Origin of the sequence: Oceanospirillum multiglobuliferum, assembly GCF_900167095.1 — a bacterium.
In the GTDB taxonomy this organism is placed as follows: Bacteria; Pseudomonadota; Gammaproteobacteria; order Pseudomonadales; family Halomonadaceae; genus Oceanospirillum; species Oceanospirillum multiglobuliferum.
In genome coordinates, this window is the sequence record NZ_FUXG01000011.1 from 65,095 (window position 1) to 81,964 (window position 16,870).

The 16,870-nt window shown below is 47.8% G+C and carries 13 protein-coding genes; 3 read left to right on the forward strand and 10 right to left on the reverse strand.

Annotated features, from left to right (window positions below):
* The first annotated feature begins 34 nt into the window (after positions 1–34).
* On the forward strand, positions 35–1,786 hold the full coding sequence (locus B5D26_RS09015) for a DNA repair helicase RadD (RefSeq protein ID WP_078745413.1): 1,752 nt from the start codon (positions 35–37) through the stop codon (positions 1,784–1,786).
* Between the two features lie 319 nt (positions 1,787–2,105).
* Positions 2,106–2,495, forward strand: coding sequence for a hypothetical protein (locus B5D26_RS09025; RefSeq protein WP_078745415.1), 390 nt, complete (start codon positions 2,106–2,108; stop codon positions 2,493–2,495).
* 126 nt (positions 2,496–2,621) lie between these two features.
* On the opposite strand, the gene B5D26_RS09030 is transcribed toward B5D26_RS09025, so the two are convergent.
* Entirely contained in the window at positions 2,622–2,834 is a 213-nt protein-coding gene (locus B5D26_RS09030; RefSeq protein WP_078320907.1) for a hypothetical protein, read from the reverse strand.
* 77 nt (positions 2,835–2,911) lie between these two features.
* Between B5D26_RS09030 and B5D26_RS09035 the strand changes: the two genes are divergently transcribed.
* Entirely contained in the window at positions 2,912–3,253 is a 342-nt protein-coding gene (locus B5D26_RS09035; protein WP_078745416.1) for a hypothetical protein, read from the forward strand.
* Between the two features lie 127 nt (positions 3,254–3,380).
* Here the strand turns inward: B5D26_RS09035 and B5D26_RS09040 are convergent, their stop codons facing one another.
* The 9 genes from B5D26_RS09040 to B5D26_RS09080 all read right to left on the reverse strand — a co-directional run bounded on the left by B5D26_RS09040 (position 3,381) and on the right by B5D26_RS09080 (position 16,853).
* A complete protein-coding gene (locus B5D26_RS09040) occupies positions 3,381–6,446 on the reverse strand; it encodes an efflux RND transporter permease subunit (RefSeq protein WP_078745417.1) in 3,066 nt (1,021 codons plus the stop codon).
* Between the two features lie 11 nt (positions 6,447–6,457).
* On the reverse strand, positions 6,458–7,537 hold the full coding sequence (locus B5D26_RS09045; RefSeq protein WP_078745418.1) for an efflux RND transporter periplasmic adaptor subunit: 1,080 nt from the start codon (positions 7,535–7,537) through the stop codon (positions 6,458–6,460).
* Between the two features lie 290 nt (positions 7,538–7,827).
* On the reverse strand, positions 7,828–8,556 hold the full coding sequence (locus B5D26_RS09050) for a sulfite exporter TauE/SafE family protein (protein WP_234985255.1): 729 nt from the start codon (positions 8,554–8,556) through the stop codon (positions 7,828–7,830).
* 74 nt (positions 8,557–8,630) lie between these two features.
* Positions 8,631–9,242, reverse strand: a complete 612-nt coding sequence (locus B5D26_RS09055; RefSeq protein ID WP_078745420.1) for a YitT family protein — start codon at positions 9,240–9,242, stop codon at positions 8,631–8,633.
* 477 nt (positions 9,243–9,719) lie between these two features.
* Positions 9,720–10,775: a lipopolysaccharide heptosyltransferase II gene (gene waaF / locus B5D26_RS09060; protein WP_078745421.1), complete on the reverse strand. Its 1,056-nt coding sequence runs from the start codon at positions 10,773–10,775 to the stop codon at positions 9,720–9,722.
* A gap of 187 nt (positions 10,776–10,962) precedes the next feature.
* Complete coding sequence (locus B5D26_RS09065) at positions 10,963–12,759, reverse strand: acyl-CoA dehydrogenase C-terminal domain-containing protein (RefSeq protein ID WP_078745422.1); 1,797 nt, start codon at positions 12,757–12,759, stop codon at positions 10,963–10,965.
* Between the two features lie 342 nt (positions 12,760–13,101).
* Complete coding sequence (locus B5D26_RS09070; protein WP_078745423.1) at positions 13,102–14,907, reverse strand: acyl-CoA dehydrogenase C-terminal domain-containing protein; 1,806 nt, start codon at positions 14,905–14,907, stop codon at positions 13,102–13,104.
* A gap of 194 nt (positions 14,908–15,101) precedes the next feature.
* Positions 15,102–15,815: a putative metalloprotease CJM1_0395 family protein gene (locus tag B5D26_RS09075; protein WP_200810649.1), complete on the reverse strand. Its 714-nt coding sequence runs from the start codon at positions 15,813–15,815 to the stop codon at positions 15,102–15,104.
* Positions 15,816–16,013: 198 nt separating this feature from the next.
* Positions 16,014–16,853 (reverse strand): CheR family methyltransferase, encoded by an 840-nt coding sequence (locus tag B5D26_RS09080; protein ID WP_078745425.1) that lies wholly within the window; start codon positions 16,851–16,853, stop codon positions 16,014–16,016.
* Between the last annotated feature and the right edge of the window lie 17 nt (positions 16,854–16,870).

Sequence of the window (16,870 nt, forward strand, 5' to 3'; positions counted from 1 at the left end):
CTCTTTTTCGTTCATCACTTGATAAAAGCCTGTTATGACCACGCCTTTCACCCTTCGCCCATATCAGCAGGAAGCCGTTGATGCCACGATAAAGCATTTTCGCAAGTCGAATACGGCGGCTGTGATTGTGCTGCCCACGGGTGCGGGCAAAAGCTTGGTGATTGCCGAGTTGGCGCGGTTGGCGCGGCGTAAAATTCTGGTGCTGACCCATGTGAAAGAGTTGGTGGAACAAAACCATGCCAAGTACCAAAGTTATGGTTTAACAGGCAGCATCTTCTCCGCAGGGTTAAAGCGCAAAGACAACCAGCATCAGGTGACTTTTGCCAGTGTGCAGTCGGTGGCGGCTAACTTAGAGCAGTTCAATCAGGAATACTCATTGCTGATCATTGATGAGTGCCATCGGGTGAGCGGTGATGACAGCAGCCAGTATCAGCGCATTATCGAATTGCTGCGCCAACAAAATCCCGCGCTTAAAGTATTGGGACTCACCGCCACGCCTTATCGGTTGGGAATGGGGTGGATCTACCGCTATCACTATCGAGGATTTGTGCGCAGTGAAGAGGACAAACCTTTTCAGCACTGCATTTATGAACTGCCTTTGAGCTACATGATCCATCGGGGCTATCTCACCAAACCTGTATTGGTGGATGCTGCGGTGGCGCAATATGATTTTTCATCACTGTCTCAAAACCGTTTTGGCGAATATGCTGAAAAAGAGGTCAATCAACTGCTGGGCAAATATCAGCGAGTCACCCGCGCCATTATCGAACAAGTAGTAGAACTGGCGATGCAACGCAAAGCCGTAATGATTTTTGCCGCCACGGTAGAGCATGCCAAAGAGATCACAGGCTATCTACCGGAACCGCAAACCGCGTTAATTACAGGCGCCACTGATCTGAAAGAGCGCGACCGTTTGATACAAAGTTTTAAACAACGTCAGTTGAAATATCTGGTCAATGTTTCAGTGCTCACCACAGGTTTTGATGCACCTCATGTGGATGTCATCGCCATATTGCGCCCCACTCAGTCGGTGAGTTTGTATCAGCAAATTGTCGGGCGCGGCCTGCGTTTGGATGAAGGCAAAACCGACTGTTTAGTGATGGATTACGCAGGTAACAACGTCAACCTGCATCACCCCGAAGTGGGCGAAAAGAAACCCAATCCCGATAGCCAACCTGTACAAGTGTTCTGCCCCGGTTGTGGATTTGCCAATATCTTTTGGGGCAAAACCGACAGTGCAGGCCATGTGATAGAACACTACGGACGCCGTTGTCAGGGGCTGCTAGAACCTGTCGAGGAAAACGAGCGACCAGAACAATGCGACTATCGGTTTCGCTTCAAAGCCTGTCCACACTGCGGGGCTGAAAATGACATTGCCGCCCGAAACTGCCATCAATGCAAAAAAGCCATTATCGACCCTGATGATCAGTTAAAAGACGCCCTAAAGCTGAAAGATGCGATGGTGATTCGGTGCGCGGGTATCAGCTTAAACACCAGTGAGAGCAAACTCAAAATCACCTATCAAGGAGAAGATGGAGAGGAGCTGAGCGAATCGTTTGATTTCAGTAAACCTGCACAGCGCCATGTCTTTAACACCCTGTTTGGGCGACGTTTAGCCAACGGCCAAACCCCGCTAACGTTCAAAACCCTTGAAGAGGTCTTGCAGCTGCAATCCCTACTGCCTGCACCAGATTTTGTGATTGCCCGTAAACAAAAACACTACTGGCAGGTGCAGGAGCGTATTTTTGATTATCAGGGCAATTACCGAAAGGCCAATGAGATTTAGGGATTATGAGAAGGCTAAAAAACTTCCTCGCAACTTCTATAGGATGGAAGAGGATGAGACTTAAGGTGCAGTTTACCGATTGTAGGGCTTGGGATAGACTGCAAATTCAAGTAATTATGAAAAGTAGGCTCGAAATTACAAGTGCCTGCTGCTCAGAGCCGAATAACGCACAAAAGCGTTTAGCAGGGAGGCTGCCAGATCAGAAAATGGATTTTTCCTTCTTATCAAAATCTTTCCTTAAAAGCTGCCGATATTTTGAAACCGGTGACGTGTATCTGGCTGGAATTTTACAAGTCTAAATCAGTAGAGCGTAAAAAGAATGGAATCATGTAACTGTGGCGATAAAGCTGAGATTGGTGCAACAGTAGACTTTCAATGCAAGATTTGTGAAAACACTATAGAAAGGTTTTCGATCAAAAAACCACTTAAAGCGGCCAGTTTAGCCGCAATACTTGCCTATGGTGGAAGTCAATTTATTGATTACGCAATTACCGATAATCGCTATCCACTAGCGGTAGAGTCAGCAGTTTTAGAGGCATGCCATAGCGCATATCAGGAACCGTTATCCTATCAAGGTTTCGAATCGAAGAAGAAAATATGCCTTTGCGCTCTAGAGGAAACTATGAACGAAATTTCATATATTCGATACAAAGTGGATGAAAAAGGCTTTTTGAGAGCCTTTGAAAACAATGCAAAGGCATGCAAGTAGCTTGAGCTTGCCCAAGCTACTTTTTTAACTAGTCTCCGAAATAATTGTCGTTGTTTGGATTATTAATATCTGACCAAAGATCTAATTCCTCGTCAGACATTGTTGACGTATCGGGCATAAAACCTCCTATTTACTTTTTGGTGGGTTGTTGCCTCGACCACCACCGGAGGGATTGCCTGTTTTACTTGGCCCATTTGGTGGTGGAGTTGAACCAGACTTACTTGCTGCAGACTGAGCTCGAGCAGCGAAAGAGCCTTTAGGAACAGAGCCACCGTTTGATACTGCAGTTGCAGATTGAATTCGTGCAGCAGCGGCTTTCGACATTGTATTCTTGGTCATTATTTACTCCCATTGAATAAAGGTTTACTGCTCCCGCTGGAGCAGTGTCTGGAATATAACAAAGGTGCTAGGGACAAATGGGGACAACAGAAACACAAGTAGAAATTAAAAGACTGCTAGGCAAGCTTAAATGGTCACAAAAAAGACTAGGCCGAGAATTTTATTATGCTAAGCATGAATACGAGAATGACCCTAATGAGATCATTCGCTATGAGGAAAAAGTGAAAAAAGACCTTTCAAGGGAAAGCACCAAACTTGAGGTCCTGCAGTCTTATTTGGATATAATTGCTCAACATAATGAGTTCCAAAAATTAGATTTAGTTATTCCTATTTACAAAAGAAGCAGCATATTGAGTGAAGAAATGGAGATGGGAATGGCTGATATATCAGAATTAATTAACAAGATGACGTCTGATTAAATTTCTTGTAAGAAAGCGCTGCTGTCAGATCAATTTTTAGCAACGCACGGTTCTAGCACTCTAGCCCTTTGATGCTGTGAAAAAACTCCTTCACAGCATCAAAGTGTCAAAACCCAATATTCAGAACTTACTCGTAATCCGGCTCTGGCAGATGCGGCAGTTTCTGCACAATGTAGGTGTATACCGTTGGCACCACATACAAGGTTAGGATCGTACCGAAGGTTAAGCCCCCTACAATCACCCAACCAATGGCCTGACGGCTTTCTGCCCCTGCGCCAGTGGCGAGTGCCAGTGGTACGTTACCCAGCACCATTGCGCCTGTGGTCATGAGGATCGGGCGTAAGCGCAGCACTGAGGCTTCGACAATGGCGTCAAACTTTTCACGCCCCGATTCACGCAGTTGGTTGGCAAACTCGGTCATTAAGATACCGTGTTTGGTGATCAAACCAATGAGGGTGATCAAGCCGATCTGGCTGTAGACGTTTAAGGTGCCACCGGTCATTTTCATGGTCAGTAACGCCCCTAAGATTGCCAAAGGCACGGTGAGCATGATCACCATAGGTGAGCGGAAGCTTTCAAACTGTGCCGCTAATACCAAGTAGATGAACAACAGCGCTAGGGCAAAGGTGACCATTAACGAGCTGCCAGAGGTCATAAACTCACGGGCTTGGCCGCTGTAATCCAACTGCACCCCTGTGATGTTCAACTCTTTGGCGGTGGTTTCTACGGTTTCAGCCAACCACGCCAGTGCTTCACCTTGGGTTAAACCGGGGGTTAAGCTGGCTTGAATGGTGGCAGAGCGCAGTTTGTTAAAGTGGTTCAGCGCCCTTGGTGCCACGTTTTCAGAAACGGTCACTAAGTTTGACAGCTGTACCATTTGCCCTGTGCTGGCGCGTACATAGATGGCCGACAATGATGACGGGGTGGCACGATCTACATCGGCTACTTTCACGATCACGTCGTACTGCTCGTTGCCTTGTTTGTAACGGGTCACGGTGCGACCGCCTAACAAGGTTTCTAAGGTACGGGTAATTTCTGAAACCGATACACCTACCGCGGCGGCTTTATCACGGTTGATGTTGACCTGTAGCTGAGGTTTGTTCAGTTTTAAGTCCACATCGGGGTTGGCCAGTTTACCGCTGGCATAGACTTTACCCATTACCGCGCCCACTAGCTTTTGTAGTTCGGCAAAGTCGCCTGTGGTTTGCACCACCAGCTCAATCGGGCGTGCTATCGGGCTTTGGCCTAATGAAGCAGGGGTGATTGGGAATGACATAATCCCCGTGATCCCCGCAAACATAGGGCCACGTAGGCTACCTGCGATGGCTTGAGAGCTGCGCTCACGGGCTTCCCAGTCGGTTAAACCCGCAAAGGAGATGATGTTGCTTTCTGTGGGGAATAAACCCGTGATCACAAAGTAGCGTTCAATTTCGGGAACGCCTGCAAACACTCCTTCGATGCGGCGGCTGTATTGGTCTAAAAACTCGGTGGTAGAACCTTCAGGACCAATACCAAAACCGATGATGGTGCCACGGTCTTCAACAGGGGAAAGCTCAGACTGCAAGCTGTTAAAGCTGTAATACAAGCCGCCCATGCAGCTAAGGCCAACCAGTAAAACAAGTGGACGCGCTTTTAAACTGGCTTTGAGCGAGCGGCGATAGAGATTGCCAAGACCATCTAAAACTTTCTCCCCCCACAGATAAAAACGTCCGTGGTTTTCATGTTTCAGTAAGCGTGAACACATCATCGGTGAGAGGGTCAGCGCCACAAAGCCAGACACCAATACAGCACCTGCCAGCGTTAAAGCGAACTCGGCAAACAGCTTACCTGTGCGGCCTTCGGTAAAGGCTAAAGGGGCAAATACAGCGGCTAAGGTGATGGTCATGGCGACCACGGCAAAGCCGATCTCTTTCGCACCTTTAAAAGCGGCTTGAATCGGCTCCATGCCTTCTTCGATATGACGGTAGATGTTTTCCAACATCACAATGGCGTCATCCACCACCAAGCCAATCGCCATCACCATCGCCAATAGGGTTAAGGTGTTGATGGAATAGCCCAGTACATACATAAAGATAAAGGCACCGATCAGTGAGACTGGAATGGTGACTAACGGAATCAAGGTGGCGCGGAAGGAGCGCAGGAACAGGAAGATCACCAAAATCACCAGCGCAACCGCTTCGATAATGGTGGTGTAAACGGCTTTGATGGAGCGATCAATAAAGATCGAAGAATCATAGGCCACGTTAACTTTCATGCCTTCCGGCAATAGCGCCTCAATCTCAGGCGACATTTTGCGTACCGCTGCAGACACATCTAACGGGTTGGCAACCGACTGTTTCACAACCCCCAGTGCTACCGCTGTTTGGCCTTTAAAGCGCACGGTGCCTTGGTCGCTGGCACTGTCGATACGCACACGGGCAACGTCGTGTAGACGCACCAGATAACCGTCGTTGTTTCGTAGAATCACCTGCTCAAACTGTTCTGGGGTTTGCAGATCAGTTTGTGTCAGTACGGTGAACTCTCGCGCGGCTGACTTAATCGTACCGGATGGCACCTCTAAGTTTTGGCTGCGCAGTGCGTTTTCAATATCAGATACCGTCACGCCATAAGCGGTCATACGCGCCTGATCTAACCAGATTCGCATGGAGTAGCGGCGCTCACCAAAGATACGCACCTCTGCCACACCAGGAATGGTTTGCAGACGATCCTTCACCAAGCGATCGGCATAATCGGTCATCTGTAGCGGGGTGTGGTTCGGGCTTGAGAACGCCAGATACATAATCGGCTGTGCGTTGGCTTCAACCTTAGCAACAATAGGCTCGTCAATATCCGCCGGCATACGGCCGCGCACTCGACCTACACGGTCGCGCACGTCAGAGGCGGCATTATCCGCATCACGATCCAGCTTGAAGTTGATCGTGATCTGGCTTTTGCCTGAGCTGGAGGCTGAGGTCATAAAGTCGATGCCTTCAATGCCCGATAGAGAATCTTCCAGCACGTTGGTGACTTGCGACTCAATAATACTGGCGTTAGCGCCGGTATAAGTGGTGGTCACCGAAACCGTAGGCACGTCAATATTGGGATATTCCCGCACCGACAAACGGTCAAAGGTGATGATCCCCAGTAGTAGCAACAGTAAGCTCATTACTGTCGCCAGTACGGGGCGTTTGATGGAGATTTCAGACAAGACCATGCAAAAACTCCTTATTGACCACTGGTCGCTGCGGGGGCTTTAGGCAGATTGATCGGCATAGCCGCTGCCCCCGGACGTAGCTTCATTTGGCCTGCAGTGACAACGATATCCCCTGCATTTAAGCCCTCTACCACCTGTACACGGCCACGCTCACGAATGCCTAAACGCACGGGACTGATTTTAACTTTGCCCTCAACCAAGGTGTAAATCAGCTGTGCGTTACCTTGTGGTACTAGGGCTTCTTCTTGCACCATCAAGACGTTGTCTAAGGTTTGCAGCTGTAAATTCACTCGAGCAAACAAACCTGGGCGTAACTTACGCGCACTGTTATCGACACGGGCGACTACTTTTACGCTGCGGCCATTGGTGTCGACCTCTGGTGAGATTGCAAACACTTCACCCGTGAAAACCTCACCCAGCACCGCATCTAACTTCACATCCACTTTTTGCCCTACTGCCAAGCTGGTCAGGTAAAGCTCAGGTACACGAAACTCAACTCGTAGCGGGTCAATGGCGACTAGGTTAACCAAAGCTTGGCCGGGGGTGACATATTCACCCAAACTGACCGAGCGCAAACCCACTAAGCCATCAAATGATGCCGTTAGGTTCATCTGTGCAACACGCTCTTTGGCAAGGCTGACGCTGGCCTCATCAATTTGTAGTTTGGCCTGTGCGGTGTCACGGGCATTTTCACTGCCTGCATTGCGGCTGTATAGCTCATCTGCCCGTTTGAATTCGATCTGGCTTAAGCTACGGCTGGCTTCTGCCTTTTTCAGTTCGGCCCGTTGGATTGAGCTGTCCATCGTAAAAAGGGTTTGGCCCCGTTGAATCAACTGGCCCTCTTTAAAATTAATACTGGCAATACGGCCTGATACTTCTGGGCTGATCATAACGGATTCGTTAGCACTTAAAGAGCCGACCAGTTCAACACTACGAATTAGGGTTTCTGGCTGCACAATTTGTGCTTCAACAGGCATCGCTGGCATTTTAGGTTTTTCAGCTGCGAGTGCAGAAGAGGCCGCTAACGGGCTAAGTAAACTAAGCAGCAGCGCTGAATGGGATAGTAAGTTGCGGGGTAAAATTGTTTTCATAACAGGCCTCTGCGGGTTCCTTGAGTTAACTCGGCGTGTAGCAAATAAAGCAGTAGATCAATAAGAAGGGGCAAAATTTGCTCTGCTGCTGAAACATAATGTTCAAAGGAAGTAAGTGATCAAAACATCAAAATAACACCATTCAATTAAGGACGTTAGTGGGATGCTTTGAGCCGTTGAGATACTCATGCTCAACGGTGCACGACATCATACCCAGCTTTAGCATAGGCGACATATGAAACAATTAATCATAATCGTTTTAAACATTAATATGCGCGCTTGATGTCGTACTAAACCGCTAGTACCTGCCAAATTAAACGTAGTGCAAGCAGTGTTACCATCCATTTGAAGATTTGATTAAAACGTTGTGCAGGGATTTTATTCAGCAATTTCAAGCCAAGCCAAGTGCCGACCGCGCCCGATAAAATCATCAGTAAAATGGGCTGCCACCAGTCAGCAAAAGCAAAGCCCAATGCACCAAAGACTGCGGCTTTCAAAATATGCTGAAATGACATGCAACTGGCAAAGGCGGCGGTGGTGGCTAACTTGTCATGCCCCATCCGATGGATAAAAGCGGCAACCAGAGGGCCTGATGCGCCCACAAACATTGAGATTAAGGTGGTGGCGAACCCCACCAGAAGGGTTCCCGTATGTGAAACCGTCACCTGTTTAGGTTTAGGTGCCCACACCACCAATAAAATAAAGCAGGCAACCGCCAGACGGATGGTATCAACGGGCAGCTCTACTAACACTTGAGAGGCCAGCAGCGCCCCTGCACTTGCGCCAATGGCAAAGCGAATCAGCATGGGCCAGTGAATATGATGGCGGGTGACAAAAGCTCGGTTGGCATTGGAGCCAAGCTGTACCATGCCATGAACGGGGATCAAAACCATAGGGGGTAAAATGCTGGCCATAATTGCCAACAGCATCACACCGCCACCAATACCCACTGCTGCGGTGATAAAAGAGGTGATACCGCTGGAGATGATCAGTAGTCCGAGATCGAAAGAGGAAAGCACCAAGGTTGTCGCTCCAATTTGAACGAGAAAAACGACAGCCTAGGCGCAATCTTAATGAAGGTAAAGCGGGATAATTAAGTCTCTGAACGCTCGACTTTAAGCTGTGGCTGAGTATTTTGTTGTCGATAACGACCAATAATTGACCCCATCACTACGGTAACCAAAAGTGAGCTTAACCAAAGCTCTGCACCAAACATCACCAATGCAGAGCCAATAGTGATTGCATCAATCGCCAATAATGCAAAGCCACGATTGAGGTGCCACTTACGCTCTAAAAAGAGTACCAATACCGTGAACCCCCCTGTAGAGGCGTTGTGTTGAAATAGCGTCACAATACCAAAAGCGATTAAAGCACCACTGGCTAGCGCTCCTAAGATAGGGGAGTTTAGTTCAAGCTGAACGTTTTGCACTAATAGATCAGTGAATAAACTGATCAAGGTTACCGCTATAGCCGTGCGCACCGTAAACATTAAACCTTTTTCACGATAGGCCAACCAATAGAAGGGTAAGTTGACCACTAAAAAAATCTGGCCAAAAGAAAAACGTGGCATTAACCAATCTGCAATCAAAGCCACTCCTGTAATACCACCGACGGCAACATGGGTCGATTTTAAAAATAAAATCCCCAGCGCCACTAAAAAGCTGCCTTCTAATAAGCCTAACCAAGCATGTGCATGACGTTTCATAGTTGTTCCCAACTGAATATAACTAAGCCAGCGTTTATAGGATTTAACCTAAAGCCGCTAACTTAAAAATAGAAATAAAGAGGTTTGAATTAAAGCGCGTACAGTCAGAAGGGAAATCAACTGTGGCAAATACGCTGCAATAGTTGCAGTGAGGCAAACAGCCATTCATTAGGTTTAGAGGTGGCAGATTTAATGCGTCGTACAGGAGATAGGCGCAGCACTGAGCAAAACCCGCTTAACATCGACGCGTAGGAACACTGGAGTGCCATGCACCAGTTCAACTGCGTATGATGATTGTTAGGGTGAGTCATTCAGTTTATCGCTCTATGCTAGAGGCCAGATAGCGTCTGCTTTTATTGAATAGAAGTGCGCGCATTTTAGGCGGCTATTTTTAAAAGAAAAGCAGAAGAAGGGTATTGTAAACTATAGTTTACGCAGGATTTCATCTACAAGGCATAGGCTCCAAAATGGTGCGCTTTAGTCTAGCGCTTGTACAGGCACCATGCTCATCACCGCTGCTTTTACACGGGCAACCGTTAATGCCTCCACACAAGGGGCGGTTTGATTGCCACGGGCTAAATGGCAGGTGCTAGGTTCACAGGGCTGACAATATAGGTCGCTACGTACTGAGCGCGACTTCTCCGGTTGATCGACGGGCATAAACTCTTGTAAGCCCGAAGTGCCAGATAAGGCTATTAGCGGTTGTTTTAATGCCAGTGCAAATTGACTGAATAACCGATCTTGTGCAACTACGACTCGGCTAAAAGCCATTAGATCAATCATCTCTTCCCATGCCAAGCGGCCTGCAAGATTACTGATCGACATCTGCTGCTCACGATCAAGCCCTGCACAGATCTGCTCGCATAACGCCTGCTCAGCCTTAGGTGCCATTAACCAAATCACCCAACCCTGAGAGATCAATTCTGCGGCCAGTTGACTCCAATTACGGACAGGCCAACGCTGATTATTAGCCAGTGTTGCTGCGGGGCAAAACAGTGCCACAGGTTTGTCATCTTGAATATCGTCTTGCAAGTAATGGCTTTGTAGCAGTGCTTGGCCTTGTTCTGCGTCGGCAAATAACTCAGGTTCTGGCAGCTCTGTCACTGCTTCACCGTGATCATCCGCTAAAGCCAAATACTGTTGGCGCTCGGTGGCAAACTGTTTGGAGTTTAATAAGCGGGCATCATTGAGCAAAATGAAGCGCAGACGACCTAACCAACCTGTACGACGTTCTACCCCAGACAGAGTGGGTATTAGTGCAGGCTTCCAACGGCGGGTCAATACAATGGCTTGATCAAAGTGATAGCTCTCGAGTTGTCGCCCTGCCCACCAAAAGTACTTAAAGTGAACATCTGCCTCTGGTAATACCAATAACTCATCCAATAGCGGTAAACGACGCGCCAACGAGTGTAACGCTTTAGGCGCCAACAAACTGATTCGGCAGTTACGGTGTTTCAACACCAGTCGCTGCATTAATGCTTGCAGGTTTAGCAAACCTTCAGGATGTTCATCAGCAATAAGCAGAATTTTCATAAGGGTCGTCTTGGCTAAAAAAAGAGTGTTTAAGATGGTAAACAGAACGAGCAGATTTACAAGTGAGATGTATCAAGGTTTGTTTCGGGGATAAAAAAACCGGCTTTGGTCGAGACCTTAGCCGGCTAAAACTCCAAATCTAATCTTTGCGCGGGTTAGGCGCTTAACACGTACCCTACGAGGTGACTTACTCTGCGTAGAACAGTGCTTCATCAATTGCCATTAAAGTCTCTGCGCCAGCGTCAACTTGTGCAGCCAGAGAAGCAGCTTTTGGCAGAATACGAGCATAGAAGTAGTTGGCCACTTTAACTTTAGCGTCATAGAAACCGCTGCTGTCATCGGCGGCTTTTGGCGCGGCAACCGCTACCATACGCGCCCATAGGTAGGCATAAGTCACCAAGCCAAAAAGGTCTAGGTAGTCTTGTGCAGCTGCGCCCATCTCTTCTGGGTTCGCTTTTGCACGCGCCAGAACACCTTCTGTTACGTGAGACAGCGTTTGTAGGCTTGCATCCAGTTTAGTCAGATAAGGCTGTACAAAAGCGTTATCAGCTTGCTCGGCCATAAAGGCGCGGATGTCAGCTTCAAACAGTTTGACGTATTCGCCGTTATTCGCGACCACTTTACGACCGATCAAATCCATCGCCTGAATGCCGTTGGTGCCTTCGTAGATCTGTGCGATACGGGCATCACGTACATATTGCTCAGCGCCCCACTCACGGATATAACCTTGGCCGCCGTAGATCTGTTGTGCGGTAATGGTGCAGTCTAAACCACGGTCGGTTAAGTAAGACTTGGTCACAGGGGTTAGCAGGGCAACCAGTGCAGCGGCTTTGTTACGAACCTCAGCATCTTCGTGATACTTGGACATGTCCAACTGCATGCCTACGTAAGAGGCGAATGCACGACCCGCTTCGTTGAATGCACGTACATTCAATGCCATACGACGCACATCTGGGTGAACCAGAATGTTGTCAGCAGATTTCTCAGGATATTTTGCGCCCGTTGGTGAACGGCTCTGGGTACGTTCTTGTGCGAAGTCCATCGCGCTTTGATACGCCACTTCGCCCAAACCTAGACCTTGAATACCAATTGATAGACGCTCGTAGTTCATCATGGTGAACATGCAAGCCAGACCACGGTTAGGCTCGCCGATCATCCAACCTTTGGCACCGTCAAAGTTCATCACACAAGTGGCTGAACCTTTGATGCCCATTTTGTGCTCAATAGAACCACAGAATGCTGGGTTGCGCTCGCCTACAGAGCCATCTTCGTTGATCAGGAATTTAGGCACCATGAACAGAGAGATGCCGCGAGAACCCGCTGGTGCATCAGGCAGTTTCGCCAATACAAGGTGAACAATGTTCTCAGTCAGGTCGTGCTCACCACCGGTGATGAAAATTTTGGTGCCGGTGATGTTGAACGAACCATCTTCGTTAGGCTCTGCCTTGGTGCGAATTAAGCCTAAGTCTGTACCAGAGTGCGGCTCAGTTAAGCACATGGTGCCTAACCAGCGACCTTCATACATGGCAGGCAGCAGTTGCTCTTTCATCGCCTCTGTGGCGTGGTTGTCTAAGCACAGTGCCGCACCACTGTTCAGTGCGGGGTACAACGCAAATGAGGTGTTGGCAGCGTACAGCATCTCTTCAAACAATACGGTCAGCATTTTTGGCATGCCTTGACCGCCAAACTCTGGGTTGCCGCCAAGACCTAACCAACCGCTTTCGGATAGTAGTGTGAAAGCTTCTTTAAAACCTTCTGGCGTTTTTACGTCACCGTTGTTGAACTGACAGCCTTCTTCGTCACCCGTGCGGTTCAGTGGAAATAGTTCGTTCTCTGCGACTTTTGCGCCTTCTTCTAGAATCGCATCCACCAGATCAGAGGTGACCTCTGCCGTTGCAGGCATAGACGCCCACAGTTTATCCGCTTCAAAAACTTCGTTCAGAACAAAGCGCATATCGCGCAAAGGGGCTTTATACTTTGCCATGACAATTATTCCTCTAAGTGTTCAGTGACCTGCGACTGAAGCAATCAAATCATGCCTGTTGATTAGAAACAGGAGGCGACTAAATAATATATTTTAGTCATATTACTGAATGCATCCGGTTGCTGCTAGCAAGTAGCGTGACTTGTGAGTTCAGTATTCATGCGCCTTTCAGCGATTTTGCGCTGCAATATAGAGCTGATGCGGCCTTCAGAAATGTCAATCTTAAAGCCTGCAACATTGGTCTACTATTGCGGCAAAAATATGGTGTGAAAAAAAACAGGTCGTCCCTGACCTGTTTGATTCTGAAATGCTGCGCTTAGATTAGTAGAGTGAATCTAAAGCTTAGATCTCAAAACCTAAACCAAATTGCTCATCTTCCATCGCCATTAAGCTATCTGCGCCTGTTTGCATAGTGGCAACCAATGCACGAGTACGTGGCAGCAGTTTCTGGAAGTAGAAACGTGCAGTGGCAAGCTTGCCTTGATAAAACGCAGTTTCATTAGTGCCGTTGGCCAATGCGGTTTGTGCTGTTTTAGCGGTTTGCGCCCAGAAGTAAGCTAGTGTGACGTAGCCTGAGTACATCAGGTAATCCACAGAAGCTGCACCCACTTCATCACGGTTCTGCATCGCTTTCATACCCACTTGCATGGTCAGCTCGCCCCACTCTTGGTTCAGTTGTGACAAGGTGGTGGTGAACTCAGCCAGTTCGCTATTGCCTTCTTCTGCTTTGCAGAACTTGTGAACCTGTTTGGTAAAGCGTTTCAGACTTTCCCCTTGGCTCATCAGGATTTTACGACCTAATAGATCAAGGGCCTGAATGCCTGTGGTGCCTTCGTATAGGCGAGTGATGCGACTGTCACGTACAAACTGCTCCATGCCCCATTCGTGAATAAAGCCATGACCACCGTAGATCTGTACGCCTTCGTTCGCAGCTTCAAAGCCTGCTTCGGTTAAGAAGGCTTTTACAATTGGTGTTAACAGACCTAGTAGTTCGTTGGCTTCGTTAGCGTCCTCACCACCTGCATGTACTTTGTCGATCAGTTGAGCGGTGTAGTAGATCAGCGCACGACCACCTTCTGCGAAGGCTTTTTGAGTCAGCAGCATACGGCGTACATCTGGGTGTACGATGATAGGATCTGCCGCTTTTTCTGGAAATTTAGGGCCGTTAAGTGAGCGCATCTGTAAACGATCACGGGCATAAGCCAATGAGTTCTGGTATGCCACTTCGGTTAAGCCTAGACCTTGCATGCCTACACCGATTCGTGCTGCGTTCATCATGACGAACATGTAAGACAGGCCTTTGTGCGGCTCACCAATCAGGTAGCCCTGAGCACCGTCAAAGTTCATCACGCAGGTGCTGTTGCCATGAATTCCCATTTTGTGCTCAATCGAGCCACACTGTACGCCGTTGCGCTCACCTGCTTCGCCTTGTGCATCAGGCATAAACTTAGGCACGATAAACAGCGAAATACCTTTTGAGCCGCCAGGTGCGTCAGGCAGTTTTGCCAGAACAAGGTGTACGATGTTGTCAGACATGTCGTGTTCACCGGCAGAGATAAAGATCTTGGTGCCGCTGATGGCGTAAGTACCGTCTGCTTGAGGCTCTGCTTTAGTGCGAATCAAGCCTAAGTCAGTGCCGCAGTGTGGCTCTGTTAGGCACATGGTGCCAGTCCAGCTACCTTCAACCATTTTCGACAAGAACATCTCTTTTTGTGCATCAGTACCGTGGTGGAGCAACACGTCCATTGCACCGTGTGATAAGCCCGGATACATACCCCATGATAGGTTTGCAGAGCACACCATCTCATTAAGCACCATGCCTAGAGAAGAGGGCAAACCTTGGCCACCATAAGCTGGATCTTGTGTCATTGATGGCCAGCCACCCTCAACATACTGTTGATAAGCTTCTTTGAAACCATCAGGGGTTGTCACTACGCCTTCGTTATAAGAACAGCCTTGGCTGTCACCCACTTGGTTCAGCGGGGTGAGTACTTCTTCAGTGAACTTAGCACCCTCTTGCAGAATTGCACTGACGATTTCAGGAGACGCATCGTCACCGTTTGGCAGCTGTGCATAGTGCGTAGGGAAATCCAATAATTCATCCATAACAAAACGGATATCACGCAGGGGAGCTTTATAAGTTGGCATAGTGACCTCGGTTTTTACTGTTCTTGTATCAGTTCAGATGGGTTGAATTAGGCGTTTTAAGTTTGCTCTTTAGGCTCTAATTCAAACGTATGTTTGAAACTTATGATAGAGAGGGGCTGGGGTCAAGATTTTTTTATCAGTTCCTTAGAATATAGTTCGAAATTGCTCTGAAATATTAAAGCGCATAAAAGATTTTATGCGCTTACGGATATTTGTTGGCCAGAGGCTATAGGCGGATAAGTAAGACCAAGCTCATCAAACTTATTTTTAAGTTGTTGAGCTTGTGAAGGTGCAGGATTTTCTCGTTGAAAATACGCTGCGGTGTAAGTTTGTGGTATCACCATAGCAAAAGAGAAACTTTTAGGTTTGGCAGCTTCTGGGTTTTGCTCTGCTGTATGATCGGTGTCGAGGGTTTCTACATTGGCGTCAGGATCATTTGCCGCTAAAGCCTCTTCATCTTGCTGTGCCAATAGCTGTATATGGGCGTCCATCTGCATGGCACGCGCTTCAGCTGCAACTTTTAGGTCTTGGCCAGAGGGTTGAGCAGGTGCAAGAGCAGCACGGGCAATAATCTCCGCTTTTTCTAGAGTGGCTTCAGGGTCGTTAGGGATTGGAGAAGTGTCGATATTAACTCGACCACCAGTGGCATAGGTTTTACCGTCTGGGCCTTTAGTTAGCTCATACTCTGGCCCAGTAGCATATTGACCACCGATGGCTTTATGGGCCTGCTCATGTGTGCGCACTTCTGCGTCACGTTGGGCAAGCTGCGAGATGACTTCTTGTTTTTTTTGATCGAGCGTTTTCTGCTCGTCAGGATCGGTAGGCACCGCTCTTGTGAGTTCCTTTTTACGGTACTCTTGAACAATGTGACTATAACGCGCGGAGCTACTGACGGATGGCGTTTCCATAATGCACACCATTAATTAAGCACTTGATAAGCTAATTATGGTGGATTTTTCTGAGAAGTTCCTAGCATTTTTTTGTAACTTGTATCTTTGCTTGTTATACAGAAAAGCCCGCTAACAGAGAAGCTAGCGGGCTTTTTTTAGTAAATCAAATGCTTACAAAGTTGTATCTAATAGCTTACTTTTTTGATAGGCGAAATTTTATTTTGCGCGGTAGATAATACCAGGACGACATTGCACCATTTCATATAGGTCTGGCATATTGCTAAGCGCTTCAGATGCACCTAAAAATAAATAACCGCCAGGTTTTAGCGTGGCATGAATACGTGTCAGGATGTCTTTCTTTAGCTCAGCAGAAAAGTAGATCAGCACGTTACGACAAAATACGATATCGAATTTGCCTAGCATCGAATAGCTATGCAGCAGATTCATCGGGCGGAAATCAACTCGCTGTTTAATAGGGGCTTTCACGGCCCAGCGTCCGTCACCTGTTTGAGTGAAGAACTTTGTTAAGCGATCTTGTGATAAGCCACGACCAAGTGCGAGCATTTCATACTCACCTGCTTTTGCAGCAGCCAGAACAGTTGCTGCAATATCGGTCGCAACAATACGTTCGCCGCTACGGAAAGCACCTGGGTTTTTTTGTTTGAACTCATCCAACACCATACTAATTGAGTAAGGCTCTTGACCTGTTGAGCAAGCTGCAGACCAAATCTTAAGCTGTTGCCCACCTAAACTCTTACTTAACTCAGGTAATAGCTGGTTTTGTAGGATATTGAATGGATGGATATCACGAAACCACAGGGTTTCATTAGTGGTCATGGCGTCAACAACCGCTTCTTTTAAACCGGAGCGAGGGTGAGCCAGTATCTCTTTAGTCAGCTCACCTAAAGTCGTCATGCCATGCTGTGCCATGATTTTGTTTAAGCGACTTGTGACAAGATACTGCTTGTTGTCACCAAGCAATATTCCACAGGCATCTTGTAAAAACTTACGAAACGCCTCGTAATCCTGTGCACCAATTGTTCTAACTGTAGACATCCCTTGAACTCACCAAA

Excerpts from the sequence above, each read along its gene's own strand:
- B5D26_RS09035 (WP_078745416.1), top strand. The coding sequence starts at position 2,912 with ATGGGGACAACAGAAACACAAGTAGAAATTAAAAGACTGCTAGGCAAG.
- B5D26_RS09070 (WP_078745423.1), bottom strand. The coding sequence starts at position 14,907 with ATGCCAACTTATAAAGCTCCCCTGCGTGATATCCGTTTTGTTATGGAT.
- B5D26_RS09075 (WP_200810649.1), bottom strand. The coding sequence starts at position 15,815 with ATGGAAACGCCATCCGTCAGTAGCTCCGCGCGTTATAGTCACATTGTT.
- B5D26_RS09065 (WP_078745422.1), bottom strand. The coding sequence starts at position 12,759 with ATGGCAAAGTATAAAGCCCCTTTGCGCGATATGCGCTTTGTTCTGAAC.
- B5D26_RS09030 (WP_078320907.1), bottom strand. The coding sequence starts at position 2,834 with ATGACCAAGAATACAATGTCGAAAGCCGCTGCTGCACGAATTCAATCT.
- B5D26_RS09015 (WP_078745413.1), top strand. The coding sequence starts at position 35 with ATGACCACGCCTTTCACCCTTCGCCCATATCAGCAGGAAGCCGTTGAT.
- B5D26_RS09045 (WP_078745418.1), bottom strand. The coding sequence starts at position 7,537 with ATGAAAACAATTTTACCCCGCAACTTACTATCCCATTCAGCGCTGCTG.
- B5D26_RS09055 (WP_078745420.1), bottom strand. The coding sequence starts at position 9,242 with ATGAAACGTCATGCACATGCTTGGTTAGGCTTATTAGAAGGCAGCTTT.
- B5D26_RS09080 (WP_078745425.1), bottom strand. The coding sequence starts at position 16,853 with ATGTCTACAGTTAGAACAATTGGTGCACAGGATTACGAGGCGTTTCGT.
- B5D26_RS09040 (WP_078745417.1), bottom strand. The coding sequence starts at position 6,446 with ATGGTCTTGTCTGAAATCTCCATCAAACGCCCCGTACTGGCGACAGTA.
- waaF (WP_078745421.1), bottom strand. The coding sequence starts at position 10,775 with ATGAAAATTCTGCTTATTGCTGATGAACATCCTGAAGGTTTGCTAAAC.
- B5D26_RS09025 (WP_078745415.1), top strand. The coding sequence starts at position 2,106 with ATGGAATCATGTAACTGTGGCGATAAAGCTGAGATTGGTGCAACAGTA.